Below are 18,721 nucleotides of genomic sequence, written 5' to 3' on the forward strand. Positions count from 1 at the left end.
GTCGGCGAGGATCGCGGTCGAGCGAGGCGACGAATGGCGAGGCTGGTCGGCGGTCGCCGCCGAGCTCGGGTACGCCGGCGCCAGCACCAGGTTGCCGTTGAACAGGTTCACCGAATCCAGACCCGAGTAGTCGTAGACCTCACCGGGTGAGAAACCGCGCGCTTCCACCGGCTTTGGCTGGGCGAGGGCCGGGGCCACGAGCGCGAGAAGAAGAATGAGAATCGCGGCAAAGACGAGGCGGCTCACGGCGACACCTCCTCACCGGTCCAGATCAGCTCCAGGGTCGACGTGTCGATCACCACCAGCACGTCCTCCGGTTGCAGAGATCCCGGAAGCTCCGAGCCGCCGTCCTGGGCCGCCAGAGACGACAGCGAAAGGTTCACCGAGCCGTTCTCGAAGCCATCGCCGTCCGCCGAAGAACCGTCGCCGATCGACTGGCGCCAGCCGGCGGTTCCAGGACGCACCAGGAACGCCTCCACCTGGCGGTGCGGCAAGGTCAGCGACTCGCCGGTGGGGTCGAGCGCCGTCGCCGGCAAGCTCGACACCGAACCCTCCCAGCCCGGCGACGGGAGGACCGTCACCGCACCGGTGGAAAGATCCGCCACCCCCCAGGAGGCCAGCGCCGGCATCCCGCCGGCGGGCTCGTAGGTGATCCGGCCGTCGCCGTCCGAGTCGCTCAAGGTCTCCGAGTAGGTCGTCAGCACACGGTTGTAGCCGTCTCGGCCCTTGCCGACTCCGAAGACCCAGAGCTCCGAGTCTGCCGGGACCCGGGCGATCGTCAGGGACTTCGGTCCCGAAACCAGCTCCAGGCCCGATAGTGAGCCACCCAAGAACAACAGCCCCGACACCGCCAACATCAACGCTCGATGCATCACGTTCAACCTCCCAAGAAATGCCCTCGTCCTTCTAGGACAACGTAAAACTCGATTCAGTTCCTTGCCAAATCTCTAAAGCAAGCGCCATGCCGTGGAGGCCATCGCCGTTTGACGGGCGTTTTTGGCGATCAGGCCCGAAAAAGATGTCCGGAAGACGTCCGGAAGATGTCCGGAAATCTCGAAGAGGGCGGCGGCCTGCCCGCGGGCCTATGCAGGTTGCGGAGGCTTTCCAGGGAACGCGCCAGCAGCTCGAGGGAGTCGGCCGCGCGCTCGGCAAAGGCAGCGCGAGTGATATCGCAAGGCTCACCCTGCGGGTCCATTCGGCGCAGCAGACGGCAGAGGTACCGCAGGTCGCTGGCCACGGCGGCAAGCTCCGGGGCGAGGGAGCGGTCGACGCTCGGTGGCGTGGGCTGGCAGACGAGGCGCTCGTGGAGCGCCTCGCCCAGCCAGCGCAGGGCAGAGCGCGTTTCGGCGTCCGCCACCAAGGCGAGGGCCGTTTCTCGCAGAACCGATTCCGGCACGGGAGATCGCAAGCTCACGACACGTTCGCCTGCGAGGGATGGTCCGGCGACTGGCGCGACAGGCGCTCGGCGAGGGCGAGCTCGACCTCGGTCAAGCCCCGTACCCGAGGGTTAGTGAGGACCACCCACACCGTGTTGAGGACCACCGCCATCGCCGGGAAGGAACCCGCTGCCTGCAGAATGCCGGTGATGAACGCCGCAAAGCCAAGGGCTGCTTCCGAGCTGTCGAGCACGAAGGGCCGCACCAGGCTGCGGTTGTCATCCGCCAGGCGCCAGCCCGCAAAGGCCTCGGAACGCTCGCGCAGGGCGGCATCCCCCAGTCGCGGCAGGGTGATCGCGGGGCCTGGGGCGGATTTCTTGCCCGGGGAAAGGAGCGCCGCCCGGCCTTGAGCCAGGGTCTTCTGGATACGCTCCGGCTTCAGGTGGCCGGGCAGGTCGCCCGGGCCGGGAAAGCCGGCGAGGCCGCTCTCCCAAAGGAGTTGGTAGTAGGCCGCCGGTTCAAGATCTAGAGATGTTGAGACCGAAGATTGTCCTTTCGTCATCGGAGACCTCCCAATAGTCAAGTCGGGACTTCGCGAGACTGCGAACCGCGACAGAAGAACGTTACATTGACTTCGGAAACACAATAGATTTAAAGGGGAATTTTGTCAAGAATTCTAGACTTCTAGTAGACTTAAACAAAGGAACCAGGAACGCAGGAAGTCTCAATAAAGACTTGGCGAGAGTCGATTCGCTGCCTCTTTCGCCTGATCAAGATGTCGTGTATAGTCTTCCTGCAAATGCGACAGACCAACGATCCGCTAGGGAAAGCTCTGCGGGAGCTGCGGGAGCACGCAGGCCTGCAGCAAGGCCAACTCGGGCGCAAGTCGGGCGTGACGCAGTCGAACATTAGCGCCTACGAGTTGGGCAAGCGGGCTCCACAATGGCCCACCTTGGTGCGGCTGCTCGACGCCATGGGGGCTGACCTCCTCGACCTGAGCGTCAAGATGGAGGAGCCGGGCCGCCTCGAAGAAACACGGGAGGCTCTATGGCAGCTCTTGAAGCCCGCAGAACCCGAGGAGGCTGAACCGAGTCCTCCGGCAACAGACTCGCCGAGTGACGACGCCTCAGATCAGAAAGACCAAGAGCATCCGCTAGACTACTTAGTTGACGCAGTCATCGACCGAATTGCCGAGCGCACCGTCATGCGTCAAGCGGACAGAGCTACGGCCCAGCGGTCGGCGCTGGCGACACGGAACGCCTTGGAGAAGGCACTGCCTTGACCGACAAGCCCTTCAAAGCACTCGACGCCGAAGAGCTTGCGGCCCACGATCAAGCTGCTCGGTTGGCCGGCCTCGAAGATGAGGCGCGAGTAGATGCTGCCCGCAAGCTCTCGGGCTGCCATCGCCGGGCCTTCATCCAACTCGCGATGAGCTTCTGTCGTCAGGGAGACGAACCGCTCGTTTGGGGCCGAGTCGCTGTCGCTGCCGCCGAAGCAAGTCCGCTGTCTTACGGTCCCGAGCTACTTCCCCTCGCCTGGGCGACCCTCGGTAATGCATACCGGGTGGCGGATGACATGAGAGCGGCGGAGCGAGCTTTTCTCATTGCTCGGGACCTTACCGACGATATAACCGATCCCCTCGACCTAGCGAAGCTCAACTCTCTAGACGCCTCGCTCAGTCTAGACCTGTGCAACCACGGCAGAGCGGAGACTCTCCTTCGACGGGCCATACAAGATGTCCAGTACATTGCAAGCAGCGGTTTCATCGCCCGCCTAGAAGTCAAACTAGGCCTTGTCCTCACTGACGCCGAAGAAACTGAAGAAGCCCTGAAGTGGCTTATTCGAGGGCTCCTTCATATTGATGCCAAAGAAAGTGGGCGACTGTTCCTCAGTGCCGCCCATAACCTGGCATTCTGCCTAGCGGAACAGGGGCGCTACGAGTCCGCGATGCGACTCACTCATCGCCTTGCTGACGAGTACCAAGAGTCTGGGACCGCTAGGGATCGTGTCCACCGAGATTGGCTCGTCGCCAGAATCACAGCGAACCGCGGGCATCACCGAGAGGCCTGTGACCTCTTCCAGATGGCGAGCGAGAAATCAGAGGCCCTCGACCTCCTCAACGTCGCCGGAGCGATTCACCTCGATCGCGCCGGCCTCCTCCTGACGCTAGGTAGGTTCTCAGAGGCGAGCTTGGCTGCAGCCGCAGCCAGCAACGCCTTTACTACTTCCGGCTCCCCGCAGGAACTCCTGACGGCAGTGCTTGCGGTTCAGCGAGGACTCTCACAACAAGTTGCCCTCCCTCGCCTCCAGCATGCAATCGAAGCGGCAAGACGCAAGGCGAGACGTGCCTAGCCGTCGGGATCTATCCCAGGATTAGACTCGTTATCGCCACTCCCTCCAGTCGAGGCCGTCTCCCCTCCCAATCCCAATAGCTCGAGAATCCATTCCCACATAAGGCGCCTCCTTCTCGCTATGGACACGGCAGCGGCCTCCATGGCCCGCCGGGCCACAGTCTGCACCATTCTCTCATCTCCAGGGTTCAATTCCGGGCATGAGTATTGCCCCACATGCTCAGCGCACCTCACCCCTTCCGGAAACGAAAAAGCGGAGGGACGGAAAATTCCGCACCCTCCGCTCGAAGGCCGACGCTGGCGAATTCCTAGAAGCGCAGGATGAGGCCGACGCGGCCCTCCCCCTGGTAGAGGTAATTGCCATCGTCGTAGTCGTAGCAGTAGCGACGGTCGCAGAAGACCTCGTCGTCTTCGTCGACCACGGTCGAGAAGACCCGGCCCTCGAAGCGCAGGCCGAAGTTGTCGCTGAAGAATACCTTGACGCCACCGCCGACGCTGGCGGAGAAGTAGGTCTCGTCGCCGCTGCCGTTGTTGGGAGAAAGCTGCGTGACGCCGGCGCTCGCCACCACGAAGGGCTTGAGCTGGCCGGGATTCCACTCGTAGAGAATGCCGCCGTGGTAGTAGTCGACATCGATGTCGAAGAGAGTGTCGTCGGGCTCGAACAAGCCGCCGTCGAAAATCAGCTCCGACTCCTGGCGGCTGGCGAAGAGCTCGACGTAGAAGTTCTGACCGATCGGAAAGTCGACGATGACGCCGAAGCTCTCACCGTTGTCGACCTCGATGTCGGTGTCGAAGTCGAGGTCGCCGAAATCTTCGTCGAAGCGGTCGAATTCACCGCCGACGCGATAGCCGAAGAAGGGCGTGATCTCGAAGGATTGTGCCTGCACCACGGGAGCGGTGGCGAGCAGCGCCAGAGCGAACCCGATCACCCAGTTGTATTTCGAACGGTTCATCCGAACCTCCAGAAGGACTCGTGCTGCGTGTGTCGCGAGGAAATCTCGAGTTTCTTGGACTCCGCGGCCCCGACCCGTCCGTCGAGCAAGGGAAGTTTCGTTTCGGAACCCACTGACTTCTACGTAATCGGATACGAAAATATTTCCCCGATCCCGCCGTTCGACGGAGGTCGAGAGGAAGACAGCCTGCGACCGGCGGATCGGCGAGTAAGGCCGGCGATCAGAAGGCGCCGCAGTCGCTGACCTTCTCGGCCAGGTAGCGCAGCGCGGCCGCATTGAGGGCCGCCTCGTCCGGAGCCTGCTCGGCCAGCTCGCGCACCGCCTCACAGGTCTGCACCTTGCCGGAGGCACCGAACCAGCCGGCGATTGCCTGGATCAGGGCGCCGGCCTGGGAGTCTTGACCGCGGTCCGGCGGCAGCTGCCAGAACTCCGGACAGAGCCAGAGGGTGCGGTCGGAGCCGCCGACGCAGGAGAAGGCGACATTGCCCGCACTGCAGGAAGACGCGACGCCGTTGCACGCCACCTCACCGGAGCACGAAAAGGAGAGCTTCTTGTCGAAGGACTGGCGAACGTCGGCGAGCACGCTGATCGCCTTGGCGTGGCGCTCGCGGCTGTGCTCGCCGAGCCAAGCGTTGTAGCGCGCCGCCTTCGATGGGCGCGCCCAACCGCCGCGATAGAAGAGCAACAGCTCGTCGCCGTAGGGCACCAGCGCCGGCACCGTACCGGACTCCAGCCGCCCTTCGGGAGTCTCGAGGAAGCCGCGACCGACCCAACCCTTGCCGTCGTACTCGATCCAGGCGAGGTGAGCCTCGTTGAGCCCGCGATAGACCCCGTGGAGGCGGCCCCCGAAGCTGGCGAGGGCGCCACCATCGACGGTCAGCAGGCGTTCGCCGGCCCGGGTGGTGATGGCCTCGCCGCCGCTCCAGGACGCGCCGTCGAAGGTCGCCCAGGAGAGGGCCGAGTCGCGCCCGTCTCGGTAGATGACGTGCAGGCGGTCCCCGAAGACCGCCAGTGAAGGGCTGCCGATGGCCGGCAGGCGCTCTCCGGAGGCGAGCTCGATGGGGCGGTTGCCGCTCCAGGTCTCGCCGTCGAAGGAGGCGCTGTAGAGGACATCCTCATCCTGTCCGCGATAGACCATCTGGAGCCGCTCGCCGAAGACCGTGACGGCCGGCGTGCCGACGGTCTGGGGCCGCGACCCGTCCGCCGTGACCACCGGCTCGTTGCCATGCCAACCCTCGCCGTCGAAGCTGGTCCAGGAGATGTCCGTTCGGCCCTGGCTGCGGTAGAACAGGTAGAGCTGATCTTCGAAGACCGCCATGCCGGGACTGGTGGAGGTCCGCGGATGGCTGTCGGGATTGGTCTCGAGCTGCTTGTTGCCGAACCAGTCCTTGCCGTCGAAGATCGACTCGTAGATATTGAAGCGAGTGAAGCCGATGAAGTACATGAAGAGGCGCTCGCCGAAGGCCTCGACCCCCATCCGCGTCGGGGTCATCGGAACATCCTTGATGGTGGTCTGGATGCGCTCGCGGCGACGCCACCGCTGGCCATCGAAGGCGGCCCAGTAGATGACGTAGTCGGCGCGCGAATCGAGGTAGTCGAAGGCCTCTTTGGACCAGGAGGTGCCGCTGACGTTGGCCTCCGAGATATAGAAGCTCGAAGCCGCCTCGCAATCCTCGAACTCGACTCCCAGGGACTGGGTGGCGGTGCCGGTCCTGCCCGCGTCGCTGCCGCGACTGCCCTCGGCGGCGGCTCCGAGGCTCAGGGTCAGAGCTTCCGCCGCCAGCGACCGGTGAATCCAACCGCCGTCGTCGCCCCGCACCCACACGGGAACCGACAGCTCGACGCGATATTCGCCGGCCTCGTCGAGGCCGTAGGCGGCCGCCAGGTCGAGCAGGCGGTCGATGGAACCGCCCGAGGGCAGCTCGATCGGCTGCTCCATTGGCACTGCCTCGACGGGCAGCGAACCACGCACCGCCTGCGGCCCGCGATAGCCAAAGCGGCGATCGCCCCGGGTCACCGTGAAGAGATCCGCCGACAGCTCCTCGGCGGGTGTGTTCCAGGGCAACAGCAGGATCGGCTGCGCTTCCTCGGAGGCCAGCGTATAGCGCACCCGACCATCGTCCTCGGCGGTCAGGGAAGCGCTGAGATCACCGGCGGCGAGGCTCGGCACGGAGACTCCGGCCAGCAGAGCGAAAAGGCCCACGAGGCCCCGAAGACGCTGACTTCCCACCATCGCAAGAATCCTCCCTGGGAGCGTTGCCACTCGCCATCGCCCGATGGCCGACGAGAGCGGCGATCGAGGCTAGCACGCCGCTCTCCCGAGGGACTTCTCCCGCCTTGACCAGCCGACGACGGGAACGGGATGCTAGGATCCCGCCCCACCGTCGGCGCGCAGCGCCGCAGCACCCTCGGAGACCCGAAAAAAGATGTCGCGAGAGCCCTACTCCACCGCCTTTCTCGAAGCTCTGCCAAAGTCCGACCTCCATCTCCACCTGGACGGTTCGCTGCGCCTGCCGACGCTCATCGAGCTGGCTCGCGAACGCTCCGTCCCGCTGCCTTCGGAAACTCCCGAGGGCCTGCTCGAGCTGGTCTTCAAGGAGAGCTATCGCGACCTGCCCGATTACCTCCACGGCTTTGCCTACACCTGCGCCGTGATGAGCGACCCGGAAGCCCTCGAGCGCATCGCCTACGAGCTCGCCGAAGACTGCCTGGCGGAGGGCGTGCGCTACATCGAGGTGCGCTTCGCGCCGCAGCTCCACGTCCGGCCGGGCTTCGACATCGGCCAGGTGCTGACCGCCGTCGACCGTGGTCTCGATCGCGCCCGCAGGGAACACGAGAAGGACCTGCCGGAGGGCGAGCCGCCCTTCCGCTACGGCATCATCGCCTCCGCCATGCGCATGTTCACGGGCGGCTTCGCTCCCTACTTCAAGAACTTGATGGAGGCCCTCGACCAGTGGCCCGCCAAGGAGGTCTACGGCGTCGCCTCCCTCTCCCTGGCGCGTTCCGTGGTCGAGGCTCGGGACCGTCTCGGGGTACCGGTGGTGGCCTTCGACCTCGCCGGTGCCGAGGCCGGCAATCCGGCCTCGGACCACGTCGACGCCTACGAGCTGGCGAGCCAGCACTTCCTCAAGAAGACGGTGCACGCCGGTGAGGCCTACGGCCCGGAGAGCATCTTCCAGGCGATCACCCTGCTCAACGCCGACCGCATCGGTCACGGCACTCATCTCTACTCCGTCGACCAGGTGCAGGCCGATGAGCCGGAGCGCTACGTTCACCAGCTCGCCGAGTACATCGCCGACCGGCGCATCACCCTGGAGGTCTGCATCACCTCGAACCTGCAGACCATGCCGGACCTGCGCCGGGTGGAGAACCATCCCTTCGGACGCATGCTGCGCGAGAAGCTCTCGGTCACCCTGTGCACCGACAACCGGCTGGTGTCGCGCACCAGCGTGACCCAGGAGATCGCCCAGGCCTGCGACGCCTTTGCGATGACTCCCGAAGAGCTGCGCAACGTCGTCATCCACGGTTTCAAGCGCAGCTTCTTCCCCGGCACCTATCGCGAGAAGCGCGCCTACGTGCGCCAGGTGATCGACTTCTACGACCGCGTCGCCGCCGAGCACGGCATCGGTCCGAAGTAAGCGCCGCCGGGACTCCGCCGGCAGCGGCGGCCCCACCATGGGCCCGCCCGGTTGCGCCGCCCGCGGCGCGCCCTCACGAGCCTCCTCCGGGCACTTACTCCGCGCCGCGGCACCCTCCGATGGCCATCGTGCGGCCCACCGACGGCGGTGCCGCGCCGAGGACGCAGCGCCCCGGCGGCGAGCCCGATGGCATAATGCAAATTCGATCGCTGAGAATTCGTTGAAGATGAAAGTTACCGCCTTTTGCCGATGAGTTTCCACCTGGTCATCGAACCGCGGGAAGGGCCCACGCGACAACGCGTGTTCACCGGCGAGGAGCTCATCCTGGGGCGCTCCACCGGCTGCGATGTGGTGCTGCGCGACCAGTACCTGTCGCGCCGCCATACGCGCATGGTGCAGAGCGACGGTCGGGTGATGGTGGAAGACCTCGGCTCCCGCAATGGCACGCTGGTCAACGGCCGCGCCATCGCCGAGCCGACGCCGGTGGGCATCGGCGACGTCATCCAGCTCGGCGGTTGCCGCATCCACCTCGACGACGCCACCACCACCTCCGGCACCGGCACCCTGCCGACCGGCGTGAAGACCATCTTCCGCAAGGCCGCCGAGCTGATCGAGGACCAACCCGGCGACCCCGAGCTCTACAGCCACCGCCTCAAGCTTCTCAACCAGCTACACGTCGATCTCGCCCGCCCGATGAACCTCGCGGGGCTCCTCGACCTGGTCCTCGAGCAGGCGTTTCGTCATCTCGAGCCGGAGGAAGGAGCGGTCTTTCTCGAGCGTCCGGACGGCACCTTCGAGCTCAGCGCCAGCCGCTCCCTGGCGGGCGCCAAGGAGCCCTATCCCTACTCCCGCAGCCTGGTGCGGGAAGTGGTCGAGAAAGGCCTCGCCGCCCTCGTCCTCGATCTCCAGGCGGACGAACGCTTCGCCGCCTCCGAGAGCATCCTGAGCTCCGGCCTGCGCAGCCTGGTGGCCGCCCCATTGCTCGCCCCGGAAGGCACCCTCGGCATGATCGTGGTCAACTCTCGCCGCCACGTGCGCGAGTTTCGCGAGGAGGACATGCAGCTCCTCGCCTCCCTCGCCGGCGCCGCCGGCTTGCGGCTACGCAACCTCACCCTCACCGAGGAGGCCGTCGAACGACGGCGACTGGAGGGTGAGCTCCACCTGGCGCGCAAGATCCAGGTCGCCCTCCTGCCGCAAACCCTGCCGACCGTGGCGGGCTACCAGCTCCACGGCGCCAATGCGCCGTCGCGCGGCGTCTCCGGCGACATCTACATGGCCGTCGAGCGTTCGTCCCAGAGCAGCGAGGAGGCCCGCGAAGAGTGCGTTCTGATGGTGGTGGATGTCGCCGGCAAGGGCATGTCCGCCTCGCTCCTGACGGCCTCCCTCGAGGCCCTCTCGGCAGGTCCGATCGAAGAAGGCGACAACCCCGACGAAATCTGCAACAAGCTCTCGCGGCGGCTGTTCTCGCGCACTCCGCCGGAGCGCTACGCCACCGCCTTTCTGGCCATCCTCGACCCCGACCAGGGTGCCCTCGAGTACTGCAGCGCCGGCCACAGCCCGGCCCTGTGCATTCGTCTTTCCGGGGACGTCGAGCCGCTGCCCTGCACCGGCATGCCCCTCGGCCTGGTACCGGATGCCGGCTACCGTAGCTGCGCCCTTCAGCTCGCTCCGGGGGATACGCTGGTGGCCTACACGGACGGCATTTCCGAAGCCATGAACAGCGAGCAGGAAGAGTACGGCATGGAGCGTCTCGGCGAGGTCTGCAGCCGACACCGCGATCTGCCGCCGAGGGAGCTCGCCGCCGCCATCGAAGCCGACCTCGACGAGTTCGTCGCCGGAACGCCCTTCGACGACGACCGCACCCTGCTCATCCTGCGCCGCGAGCGTTAGTCCGTCTTCGGAAGGGTGTACTCGAAGCGGTAGGAATGCTCGCCCTGATCGATCTCGATCACGAAGTCGCCGGCGATGCCGGTCAGCTCTCCGGTTCCGGAGCCCGGCACCACCTGGATGGTCTGCTGCTGCGACTCCGGCGTCATGGTCGCCAGATGCTGCAGCAGGAAGGAACCCTGGCGACCGTGCAGGGTGCCGGTCACCCGCTCGATGGCGACATAGCCCGCGGAGCCTTCCGCCGGCGAGCCGCCGGAGAGCATCTCGCCGACGCTGCTGCCGGCGAGATCGCCGGCGAGGGTCTTGTCGATGGACATGCGACCGATCTTGGTCGCCTTGGCGTCGGCGTAGGTTTCGAGGGGCGCCAGCGAAACCTCGAAGGTGCCGGTGGCGGTGTGACGCGTCGTCATCTCTCGTTCTCCTTCGGCGGCCGCGACGGTTAGCGCCAAAAGCGCCGCAACCAGCGTTGCGAGGCCAGCTCGGCCAGTGGGGTTCGAAGCCATTCACAGATCCTCGAGTCGTTGCAGATCCCGACGAACCGATCTTAGCCCAGCCTCTTGCCGGCGATGCTTGGGGGCGCGTTCGTCCGCACCTCCATCCGGGAGGCGAGGGGCAAGCTACAATGCGCCCCCATGATCCGATCCGTCTGTGTCTTCATGGGCTCCAACGCCGGAGCCGATCCGATCTATCGCGACGCCGCCCTCGATCTCGGCACCGCCCTCGGTCACCGCGGTCTCGATCTCGTCTTCGGCGGCTCCCACGTCGGCCTGATGGGCAAGGTCGCCAACGCCGCCCTCGCCGCCGGCTCGTCGGTGGTCGGGGTCTTGCCCCAGGTGCTCTCCGATCGCGAGCTCGCCCATGAAAGCCTCACGGAGCTGCACATCGTCGACACTATGCACGACCGCAAGGCCCTGATGGCGGAGCGCGCCGACGCCTTCATCACCCTGCCGGGCGGCCTCGGCACTCTCGAGGAGACCTTCGAAGTGCTCACCTGGGGCCAGCTCGACATTCACCGCAAGCCCTGCGGCATCCTCAATGTCGGCGGCTACTACGACGGCCTGGTGAGTTTTCTCGAGCATGCCGGTCAACAGGGCTTCGTCAGGCCACAGAGCTCGCCCTTGATGATCGTCGAGGGCGAGGTCGAAACTCTCCTCGACCGCCTGACCGCGGCCACCCCACGCAGCTCCTGAGCGCCTCCAGAGCCTTCCTGTAGTTCCTGGCCCGCGGCGGGTCGACCGTCACGCCCAGCGAACGAGCGGATGATTTTTCATACACTCCTCGAGCGGCGGGGGTCGCGACGCAACCCCTGGACGGCGCCGGCGTAAACGGCATCGGCCTTGCTTGGAGGAGATTCACGAAGCTCCTCCCCACGCCGCATCCGAACGGAGACCGAATGGCGAAGAAGTCCGTCCTTTTCATCCTCTGCCTGGCCCTGTTGGCGGGATCCGTCGGAGCGCAGGCTTCGCCCACCCTCGAGGAGGGGAAGCCTGAGCTCGGACTGAGCGCGCCGATCTTCGCCATCGAGGCTCTGCGGGTCGAGGGCAACGATCGGGTGTCGGATGAGATCGTCCTCTCCGAATCGCGCCTCACCGCCGGCCGCTCCTACGCCGAGAACGAGCTGCGCCAGGCGGCCTACCGCATCGCCCGCCTGCCGTTTATCTACTCGGCCGACTTCTCCCTCGCCAAGGGCAGCGAGCGCGGCCTCTATGTGCTGGTCATCGAGGTCGAAGAGACCCGGCGCTTCTTCTTCGGCGGCGACCTGCTGTTCAACCGCTTCCAGCCCGAGGTCACCTACGCCGACGACCAGGAAGTCGACCTTCAGCCCACCGTCGGAGTGCGCTTCTTTCCCGGCCGCCACACCCTGCTCTACATCGCCACCGGCGGCGACAACCCCGGCTTCGGCATCACCCGCTATCGCCTCTTCGATCGCCCGGCCCTGCTCAACCTGTCCTATGCCCGCACTTCCTGCGAAGGCTCCCTCGAGATCCGCACGTCGGACACCGACGACGTCATCATCGGGACCGAGAACTCCGAGTGCCGCACCCGCATCTTCAGCCTCGGCACCGATCCCGCCTACGGTGCCTGGGATCAGCGCGGCACCACCCAAGATGCGCGCTTCGACCTGCGCCTGCCGATCGCCGGCGCCCACTCCGTCGCCCTGCGCGGAAGTTGGCTGAGCGGCGAGCGCGGCGAGCGCCCGCCGGTGATCGGAGACCCGAGGGACTCATCGACCTTCCTGTTTCGCGATCTCATCGCCACCGACCTCGAGCTCGCTTGGCTCTACGACACCACCGACGACCCGATCTTCCCGGCCCGCGGCCAGCGCCTGTCGGCGGGCCTCGGCTGGCGCACCCTCGAGGCCCGCCTGACGCGAGTCTCCTCGCCGACCATCGCCGGCGCCGGTCCAGCGACCTTCGACCTGCCGCAAACCGACAGTCGCGAGCTCACGGTGCGCTTCTCCGGCGACCGCCACTGGGCCCTCGATGACCGCCAAACCCTGTCCCTGGGGGTGAACGCCAGCCTCGGTCGCAGCCGCCTCGACAACTTCCCTATCGCGGCCGAGGTGGTCGACGACAATCTCGGCCTGTGGCGTGGCCAGCTCAGCCTGCGTCACACCCGCTCCCTCCTCGACCCCCAGTCGGCTCGCCGCTGGGGCGAGCTGCGCTGGGAGACCACCCTCCAGGTCGGCCACAGCGGCACCACCCCCAGCCTCGGCGTCGGCAACAACCCGGTGACCACCTGGACCGCCCACACGGGCCTCGCGCTGCGCAACCGCTGGGGCCTGTTCCGGGTCGGCTTCGCCTTCACCCACGCCGGAGATCGCGAGTGAGATCTCGCCTCCTCCTCGGCCTGGTGCTGATCGTCTGGCTGGGCTCATCGGCGGCCTTCGCCGCCCCTCGCCTGGAGGCCGTCGACGGCGCCTGGGCGATCGCCGGGCTGCCGGATCTGCTGACCGAGGAGGAGATCGCCGGTCAGCTCGAGACCGGCCTCACCACCACCTTCGCACTGGTCGCGAGCCGCGGCGGTCAGACCGTCGGCGGGGCCCGCATCGAGATCCGCTACGACCTCTGGGACGAGGTCTTCCGAGTCCGCCTGCTCGGCGCCGACGGACGACGCCAAGGGCACGACCTCGCCGGCCGCGATGCGCTCCGATCCTGGTGGCGATCGGCCCGCCCGGTGGTGCTGCGCTCGCAGGCCGTCACGGCGGGCCAGGAGGTTCGCCTGCGCCTCGACATCATTCCGTTTTCCCAAGCCGAAGGGCGCGACACGCAACGCTGGTTCAGTGACGCCCTCGGGGGCTCCGAGGCGGAGCTCGACAGCGATTCCGTGCCCGGCGTCGACGAAGTGCTCGGCGTGCTCATCGCCACCTCCATCCGGCGCCGCGCCCTGCGCACCTTCCGCTGGACGGTATCCGTTCCGAGGAGCCGATGATGCCTCCGACCCGCTCATCCGATGGCTGGCGAGCCCCCGCCTGGCGAGGTCCCCTGACCGTTCTTCTGCTGCTCGCCGCCGCCGCGCTTCTCTTCCAGTTCCTCCAACGTCGCATCTCGGGAGCCTGGATCGCCTTTGCTTCCCACCCCGAGGTGATGTCCGCCCTCGACCGTTCCCTCGACGACCCGAAACGCCTCGCCGAGCTCGATCCGGACGGCGAAACCGCTTACCGCAGCCGCTTCGCCGAGCTCGAGACCCTCAACCAGCGCCTGCGCATCCTGCGCCACAACCGCGATGAGATCGTGCGCCGTTACGAGCAGCTCCTGCTGGTCGCCTTCCTGGCCGCGGCCCTCCTCGCCGCCACCGTCGTCGTCCTCCGCCAGCGGCGCGACGAGCGCCGTCTGGCGCGCCTCGGCGAAGCCCTCGCCGGCCTCGCCGAAGGGCGCATCGATCTCGGCCTGGGGGAGCCGCGGCGCGACATCATCGGCCGCATCGCCGGCATGGTCGAACGCACCTCGCGGCGCATGGCGCGCGACCGCCAGCGCCTCGAAGCGCTCAAGAACCTCTCCGCCTGGCAGGAGGCGGCGCGCCGCCACGCCCACGAGATGCGCACCCCACTGACCGGTGCCCGCCTCGAGATCGAGCGCATCGAGCCCCTTCTCGGGACCGCCCCGGACGGTCAGCGGGACGAGGTCCGCCGCGCCACCGAGAGCGCCCTCCAGGAGCTCGAGCGTCTCGGCAAGTTCACCCAGCGCTTCGCTTCCTTCGCCCGCCTGCCGGCCCCGCGCACCGAGCGCCACGATCTCGCCGCCCTGGTGGAGGAGTTCGTCGCCACCTTCGCCAGCGCCTGGGACAACCTCGAGCTGCGCTTCGCCGGAGCGCCACGCTGCGACATCGAGATCGACCGCGAGATGCTGCGCCAGGTGTTGGTCAACCTGTGCGACAACAGCTCCCTGTCCCTCGCCGAGCACCCTCCCGAGGGCCGCACCCAAGGCACCGTGACCTTCGAGATCGCCGCTGGCGCCTTCGGTCCCTCGCTGGTGGTGGCCGACGACGGTCCCGGCGTCGCCCCGGAGATGCGCCACCGCTTGTTCGATCCCTATGCCTCGACCCGCACCCTCGGCGAAGGTCTCGGCCTCGGCCTGGCAATCTCGAAAAAGATCCTCCTCGACCACGGTGGCGATCTCGAGCTGGTGCCGAGCCAGCACGGCGCCACCTTCCGTTTGAACTTTCCGCAACCGCAGGAGACCTCCGCCCCATGAGCCGCGTGCTGATCGTCGAGGACGACCCCAAGATTCGCGCCAACCTGCTCTTCCAGCTCCGCGACCAGGGCCTCTCGCCCACCGCCATGGAGAACGCCGAAGGGGCCCTCGCTCAGCTCGAAGGCGGCAATGGATCGCTGCCCGACCTGTTGCTTCTCGACGTCCGCCTGCCGGGGATGAGCGGGGTCGATCTGGTGAAGCAGCTCGCCGCCATCGACCGCCTGCCGCCGACCATCATCCTGTCCGGCGAAGCCTCCATCACGGAGACCGTCGACGCCCTCCAACTCGGCGTCCACGACTTCCTCGAAAAGCCCTTCAGCCGTGAACGCCTGATGCGCTCGATCGAGAACACCCTCGAGCACACCGCCCTCAAGAAGCAGGTTCACGACCTCGAGCGCGAGCTCGCCGGCGAACCCAAGCTGCTCGGTGACTCACCGGCCATGGACCGCCTGCGCGAGCTCATCGCCCGCGCCGCCGCCACCGAGGCACGGGTGCTGGTCCAAGGCGAGAGCGGCACCGGCAAGGAGCTCGTCGCCGCCGCCCTCCACCACCAGAGCTCGCGCCGGGATCGCCCCTTCATCAAGCTCAACTGCGCCGCCATTCCCAGCAATCTGATCGAGGACGAGCTCTTCGGCCACGTTCGCGGCGCCTACACGGACGCCAAGGAGTCGCGCCCCGGCCTGTTCGAGGAAGCCGACGGCGGCACCCTCTTCCTCGATGAGATAGGCGACATGGACGTCCAGCTCCAGGCCCGCCTGCTGCGTGTCCTCGAAGACGGTAAGGTGAGACGCATCGGCGACTCCCGCGAGCGTTCCGTCGATGTCCGCATCCTGGCGGCGACGCACCGCGACCTCGAGGAAGCGGTACGCCAGCAGAGCTTCCGCCAGGACCTCTTCTTTCGCCTCGCCCACCTGCCCCTCGAAGTCCCGCCCCTGCGCCAGCGCGGCGACGACATCCGGCTGCTCTTCGACGTCTTCATCGAGCAGTACAGCCGCCAGCATCGGCTGCGCCCGCGGCGCGTCGACGAGCAGGTCTACGAGCAGCTCGGGCGCTACTCCTGGCCCGGCAACGTCCGCGAGCTCAAGCACCTGTGCGAGCGGCTGGTGGTCTTCGGCGGCAAGGAGATCACCGTTGACCAGCTCCCGACGCCGCTCTTCGCCAGCTCACCGAGCGCCGCCGCCGGCGCCGAGGGCACCGACCTGCTGCGCCTCGAGGCCGCCGGCAGCCTGCCCCTGCGCGAGCTGCGGGCACGCTGCGAGCGCGAGTACATCGAAGCCATGCTGCGGCGGAGCAACTGGAACATCTCGGCCGCCGCCCGCGCCCTCGACCTGCAGCGCACCTATCTGCACCAGAAGATGGCCACCCTCGGCATCCGGCGCCCCAACAACCAGGATTGACGCAGCAACCAGGACTGAGCCGAGACGCGCTCCGCAGCACCCCCTGGTGCCGCCCTCGGCGGGCGCGTTCAATACGCCTTGACGCAGAGACATCCTTGGGGTCGGGGACGGGATGCGATAGAAACGGGCGGGGCCGATAGCGACCAAGGGGGTGGACACGATGGACTTTCAAGCAGTCATGGGCGAGCTCGAAGCGCTGGGCACGGCCCAGAACCGCAAGGTCTATCCGCGTCACGGCGTCCAGGAACCGCTCTTCGGAGTCAGCTTCGCCAACCTCGGCAAGCTGCACAAGAAGATCCGCCAGGACCATGCCCTCGCCCTCGAACTCTGGGCCTCCGGCAATCACGACGCCCGCGTCCTCGCGACCATGGTGGCCGACGCCAGCGCTCTGGGCCTGCGCGAGCTCGACGGCTGGTGCCGCGAGATCGACAATTACATCGTCGCCGACGCCTTCTCGAAGCTCGTCGCCCGTGGCCCCCACCGCCGCCGCAAGGTCGACACCTGGACCCGCTCGCCGCGCGAGTTCGTCGGCCAGACCGGCTACAACCTGCTCGCCAGCCTGGCCCTCGACGATGGCGAGGAGATCGAAGACGCCTACTTCGTCGCTCACCTCGAGCGCATCGAAGAGCACATCCACGACCGCGCCAATCGCATCCGTCACGCCATGAACCAGGCGCTCATCTCGATCGGTGTGCGCACCCCGCCGCTCACCACCAAGGCGCTCGCCGCGGCCGGCCGAATCGGCAAGGTCGACGTCGAACACGGCGACACCAGCTGCAAGACGCCGGATGCTGCCGACTACATCCGCCGCACCCTCGAGCACCGGCAGAAGAAGGCCGAGTAGGAGCCCACGCCTTGACCCTCGAGGCCGGCAGCGAAGATCGCGCAGAGATCGCCTTCCCGGACGCCGCGGGCGTCAACCGAGAGGCCGGCGATCCCGGGGCTACCATCTGCGGCAACTGCGAGAGGCCATTGCAGGGCGAGTTTTGCAGCGCCTGTGGGCAACGCCACTGGCACGACCGCCTCTCCGTAAGCGGTCTCCTCGGCGATCTCTTCCACCGCTTGTTCAACTTCGATCGCGGCATCTGGGTCACGATTCGCGACCTCACCGTCGCCCCGGGACAAACCGTGCGCCGCTACCTCGACGGCCAGCGTCGGCGCTACTTGAACCCCTTCACCTACCTCGCCGTCACCTCGGCGGCGTCGATCCTGGTCCATCACCTGGCGGTCCGTTTCTCGGGCCAGCAGCTCTTCGAAGGTGTCGTCGAGCAGTACCAGACCCTTCCTCCCGAAATGCAAGCCTTCATGCTGCAGTTCATGAACTGGATCATGAACAACGCGATCTGGGTCAACCTGCTGATTGCGGGGCCCTTTGCCTTCGTGGTGTGGGCCCTGAGCCGCCGATCGAACTTGAGGCTCGCCGAAACGGGGGTCTTGGCGCTCTTCGCCTTCGCCCACGTCCAGCTCCTCGGGATCGCAATCTACTTGCCCCTGTTTGTGCTCCCGGCGTCGATCTACGACTTTCAGACCATGGCTCGGCTGTCGCAAATTCTCCAGTTCGTCATCCCCGTCGCGGCGGTGATGGGCGTTCTCGGAAAGACCTTTCCATCTTTCCTCAAGGGCGCCGTCGCCGTCGCCGTCGGCTGGGGCGTGATGCTGACGACCTTCGGCATCGCCGCTGGCATCTACGTGTTTCGCCACCCAGAGCTCCTCACCGGCCCGCAACAACGCTCCCTCTACCAGGCCATCGAGGACCGTCGCATCGACGAGATCGACGCCCTGATCGCCTCCGGCGCCGACATCAATGCGCCGCGCATTCAACCGCCACTCCATCTCGCCATCGCGGCCGGCGATTCCGAGATCATCGACCTCCTGATCGGCGCCGGCGCCGATCTCGACGCCCTCGACTCGAACGGCCACCCGGCCCTGCGTTGGGCGGTGCAGCGGCGCAAGGTCGCCCTGATCGAGCGCCTCCTCGCAGCCGGCGCCGACCCCACGATCACCGCTCCCGATGGCACCACCCTGGTGATGCTCGCCGCCGACGCCAGCGCCCGCAGTCTCGCTCCGCTGCTCGAGGTCGCCCCCTCCCTGGTCGACCAGACTCGCGACCATCGCCTGGCCACCGCCCTGATGATCGCCGCCGATGACGGCAGCCGAAAGCGGGTCGAGCTGTTGCTCGCCGCGGGAGCAGATCCGGCGATCACGAACAACGACAGTGAGACGGCCCTCGAGCTCGCCGCGCCGCGGGTTCGAGAGCTGCTGGCGGCAGCGAGTCGGCCGCAGGACACGCCGACTCCGAGCCCAGAGCCTCCCTGAAGGTTACTCCTCGCCACCGCGGGATTCTCCTGCCATGTAAACCAACCACCTCCCGACGGTCATTCACGGTTGCCTGATGCGAAACCGGGCTCCGAACCCCGGGGCGAGC

18 protein-coding genes are annotated in these 18,721 nt (G+C 66.9%); 11 read left to right on the forward strand and 7 right to left on the reverse strand.

Annotated elements, in window-relative coordinates; all coding sequences use genetic code 11:
• The 4 genes from AAF604_19400 to AAF604_19415 all read right to left on the reverse strand — a co-directional run.
• A partial coding sequence (locus tag AAF604_19400) for a hypothetical protein (protein MEM7051841.1) occupies window positions 1-246 on the reverse strand: 246 nt, incomplete at its 3' end.
• Entirely contained in the window at window positions 243-875 is a 633-nt protein-coding gene (locus AAF604_19405) for a hypothetical protein (protein MEM7051842.1), read from the reverse strand. The genes AAF604_19400 and AAF604_19405, both read right to left, overlap by 4 nt.
• A gap of 128 nt (window positions 876-1,003) precedes the next feature.
• Window positions 1,004-1,414: a hypothetical protein gene (locus AAF604_19410; protein ID MEM7051843.1), complete on the reverse strand. Its 411-nt coding sequence runs from the start codon at window positions 1,412-1,414 to the stop codon at window positions 1,004-1,006.
• Window positions 1,411-1,938, reverse strand: a complete 528-nt coding sequence (locus AAF604_19415) for a 4a-hydroxytetrahydrobiopterin dehydratase (GenBank protein ID MEM7051844.1) — start codon at window positions 1,936-1,938, stop codon at window positions 1,411-1,413. The genes AAF604_19410 and AAF604_19415 overlap by 4 nt, the downstream gene beginning before the upstream one ends.
• Before the next feature lie 237 nt (window positions 1,939-2,175).
• Here AAF604_19415 and AAF604_19420 point away from each other — a divergent pair, with 237 nt between their 5' ends.
• Together AAF604_19420 and AAF604_19425 are read left to right on the forward strand one after the other, a co-directional pair.
• A complete protein-coding gene (locus AAF604_19420) occupies window positions 2,176-2,658 on the forward strand; it encodes a helix-turn-helix transcriptional regulator (protein ID MEM7051845.1) in 483 nt (160 codons plus the stop codon).
• Window positions 2,655-3,728 (forward strand): hypothetical protein, encoded by a 1,074-nt coding sequence (locus tag AAF604_19425; protein ID MEM7051846.1) that lies wholly within the window; start codon window positions 2,655-2,657, stop codon window positions 3,726-3,728. The genes AAF604_19420 and AAF604_19425 overlap by 4 nt, the downstream gene beginning before the upstream one ends.
• 307 nt (window positions 3,729-4,035) lie before the next feature.
• Here AAF604_19425 and AAF604_19430 read toward each other — a convergent pair whose 3' ends face one another.
• Entirely contained in the window at window positions 4,036-4,680 is a 645-nt protein-coding gene (locus tag AAF604_19430; protein MEM7051847.1) for an outer membrane beta-barrel protein, read from the reverse strand.
• 220 nt (window positions 4,681-4,900) lie between these two features.
• The gene (locus AAF604_19435; GenBank protein ID MEM7051848.1) at window positions 4,901-6,913 is read right to left on the reverse strand and encodes a M35 family metallo-endopeptidase; all 2,013 of its coding nucleotides are present in this window, start codon (window positions 6,911-6,913) and stop codon (window positions 4,901-4,903) included.
• Between the two features lie 193 nt (window positions 6,914-7,106).
• Between AAF604_19435 and AAF604_19440 the strand changes: the two genes are divergently transcribed.
• Window positions 7,107-8,318 carry an adenosine deaminase family protein gene (locus AAF604_19440; GenBank protein MEM7051849.1) on the forward strand — a complete coding sequence of 404 codons (1,212 nt, stop codon included), beginning with the start codon at window positions 7,107-7,109 and terminating at the stop codon, window positions 8,316-8,318.
• Between the two features lie 300 nt (window positions 8,319-8,618).
• Window positions 8,619-10,208, forward strand: a complete 1,590-nt coding sequence (locus AAF604_19445) for a SpoIIE family protein phosphatase (protein MEM7051850.1) — start codon at window positions 8,619-8,621, stop codon at window positions 10,206-10,208.
• On the opposite strand, the gene AAF604_19450 is transcribed toward AAF604_19445, so the two are convergent.
• A complete protein-coding gene (locus tag AAF604_19450) occupies window positions 10,205-10,615 on the reverse strand; it encodes a DUF3224 domain-containing protein (protein ID MEM7051851.1) in 411 nt (136 codons plus the stop codon). The genes AAF604_19445 and AAF604_19450 overlap by 4 nt on opposite strands.
• A gap of 222 nt (window positions 10,616-10,837) precedes the next feature.
• Here AAF604_19450 and AAF604_19455 point away from each other — a divergent pair, with 222 nt between their 5' ends.
• From AAF604_19455 to AAF604_19485, 7 genes are all read left to right on the forward strand, one after another.
• Entirely contained in the window at window positions 10,838-11,395 is a 558-nt protein-coding gene (locus AAF604_19455; GenBank protein MEM7051852.1) for a TIGR00730 family Rossman fold protein, read from the forward strand.
• A gap of 203 nt (window positions 11,396-11,598) precedes the next feature.
• A complete protein-coding gene (locus AAF604_19460) occupies window positions 11,599-13,035 on the forward strand; it encodes a hypothetical protein (protein ID MEM7051853.1) in 1,437 nt (478 codons plus the stop codon).
• Entirely contained in the window at window positions 13,032-13,637 is a 606-nt protein-coding gene (locus AAF604_19465; protein MEM7051854.1) for a hypothetical protein, read from the forward strand. The genes AAF604_19460 and AAF604_19465 overlap by 4 nt, the downstream gene beginning before the upstream one ends.
• Window positions 13,634-14,899 (forward strand): ATP-binding protein, encoded by a 1,266-nt coding sequence (locus AAF604_19470; protein ID MEM7051855.1) that lies wholly within the window; start codon window positions 13,634-13,636, stop codon window positions 14,897-14,899. Before AAF604_19465 ends, AAF604_19470 begins: the two co-directional genes overlap by 4 nt.
• Window positions 14,896-16,296, forward strand: a complete 1,401-nt coding sequence (locus AAF604_19475; protein MEM7051856.1) for a sigma-54 dependent transcriptional regulator — start codon at window positions 14,896-14,898, stop codon at window positions 16,294-16,296. Before AAF604_19470 ends, AAF604_19475 begins: the two co-directional genes overlap by 4 nt.
• 160 nt (window positions 16,297-16,456) lie before the next feature.
• On the forward strand, window positions 16,457-17,140 hold the full coding sequence (locus AAF604_19480; protein MEM7051857.1) for a DNA alkylation repair protein: 684 nt from the start codon (window positions 16,457-16,459) through the stop codon (window positions 17,138-17,140).
• Window positions 17,141-17,151: 11 nt separating this feature from the next.
• Window positions 17,152-18,612 carry an ankyrin repeat domain-containing protein gene (locus tag AAF604_19485; protein ID MEM7051858.1) on the forward strand — a complete coding sequence of 487 codons (1,461 nt, stop codon included), beginning with the start codon at window positions 17,152-17,154 and terminating at the stop codon, window positions 18,610-18,612.
• Window positions 18,613-18,721 lie beyond the last annotated feature (109 nt).

Source organism: Acidobacteriota bacterium, from assembly GCA_039028635.1.
Lineage (GTDB): Bacteria > Acidobacteriota > Thermoanaerobaculia > Multivoradales > JBCCEF01 > JBCCEF01.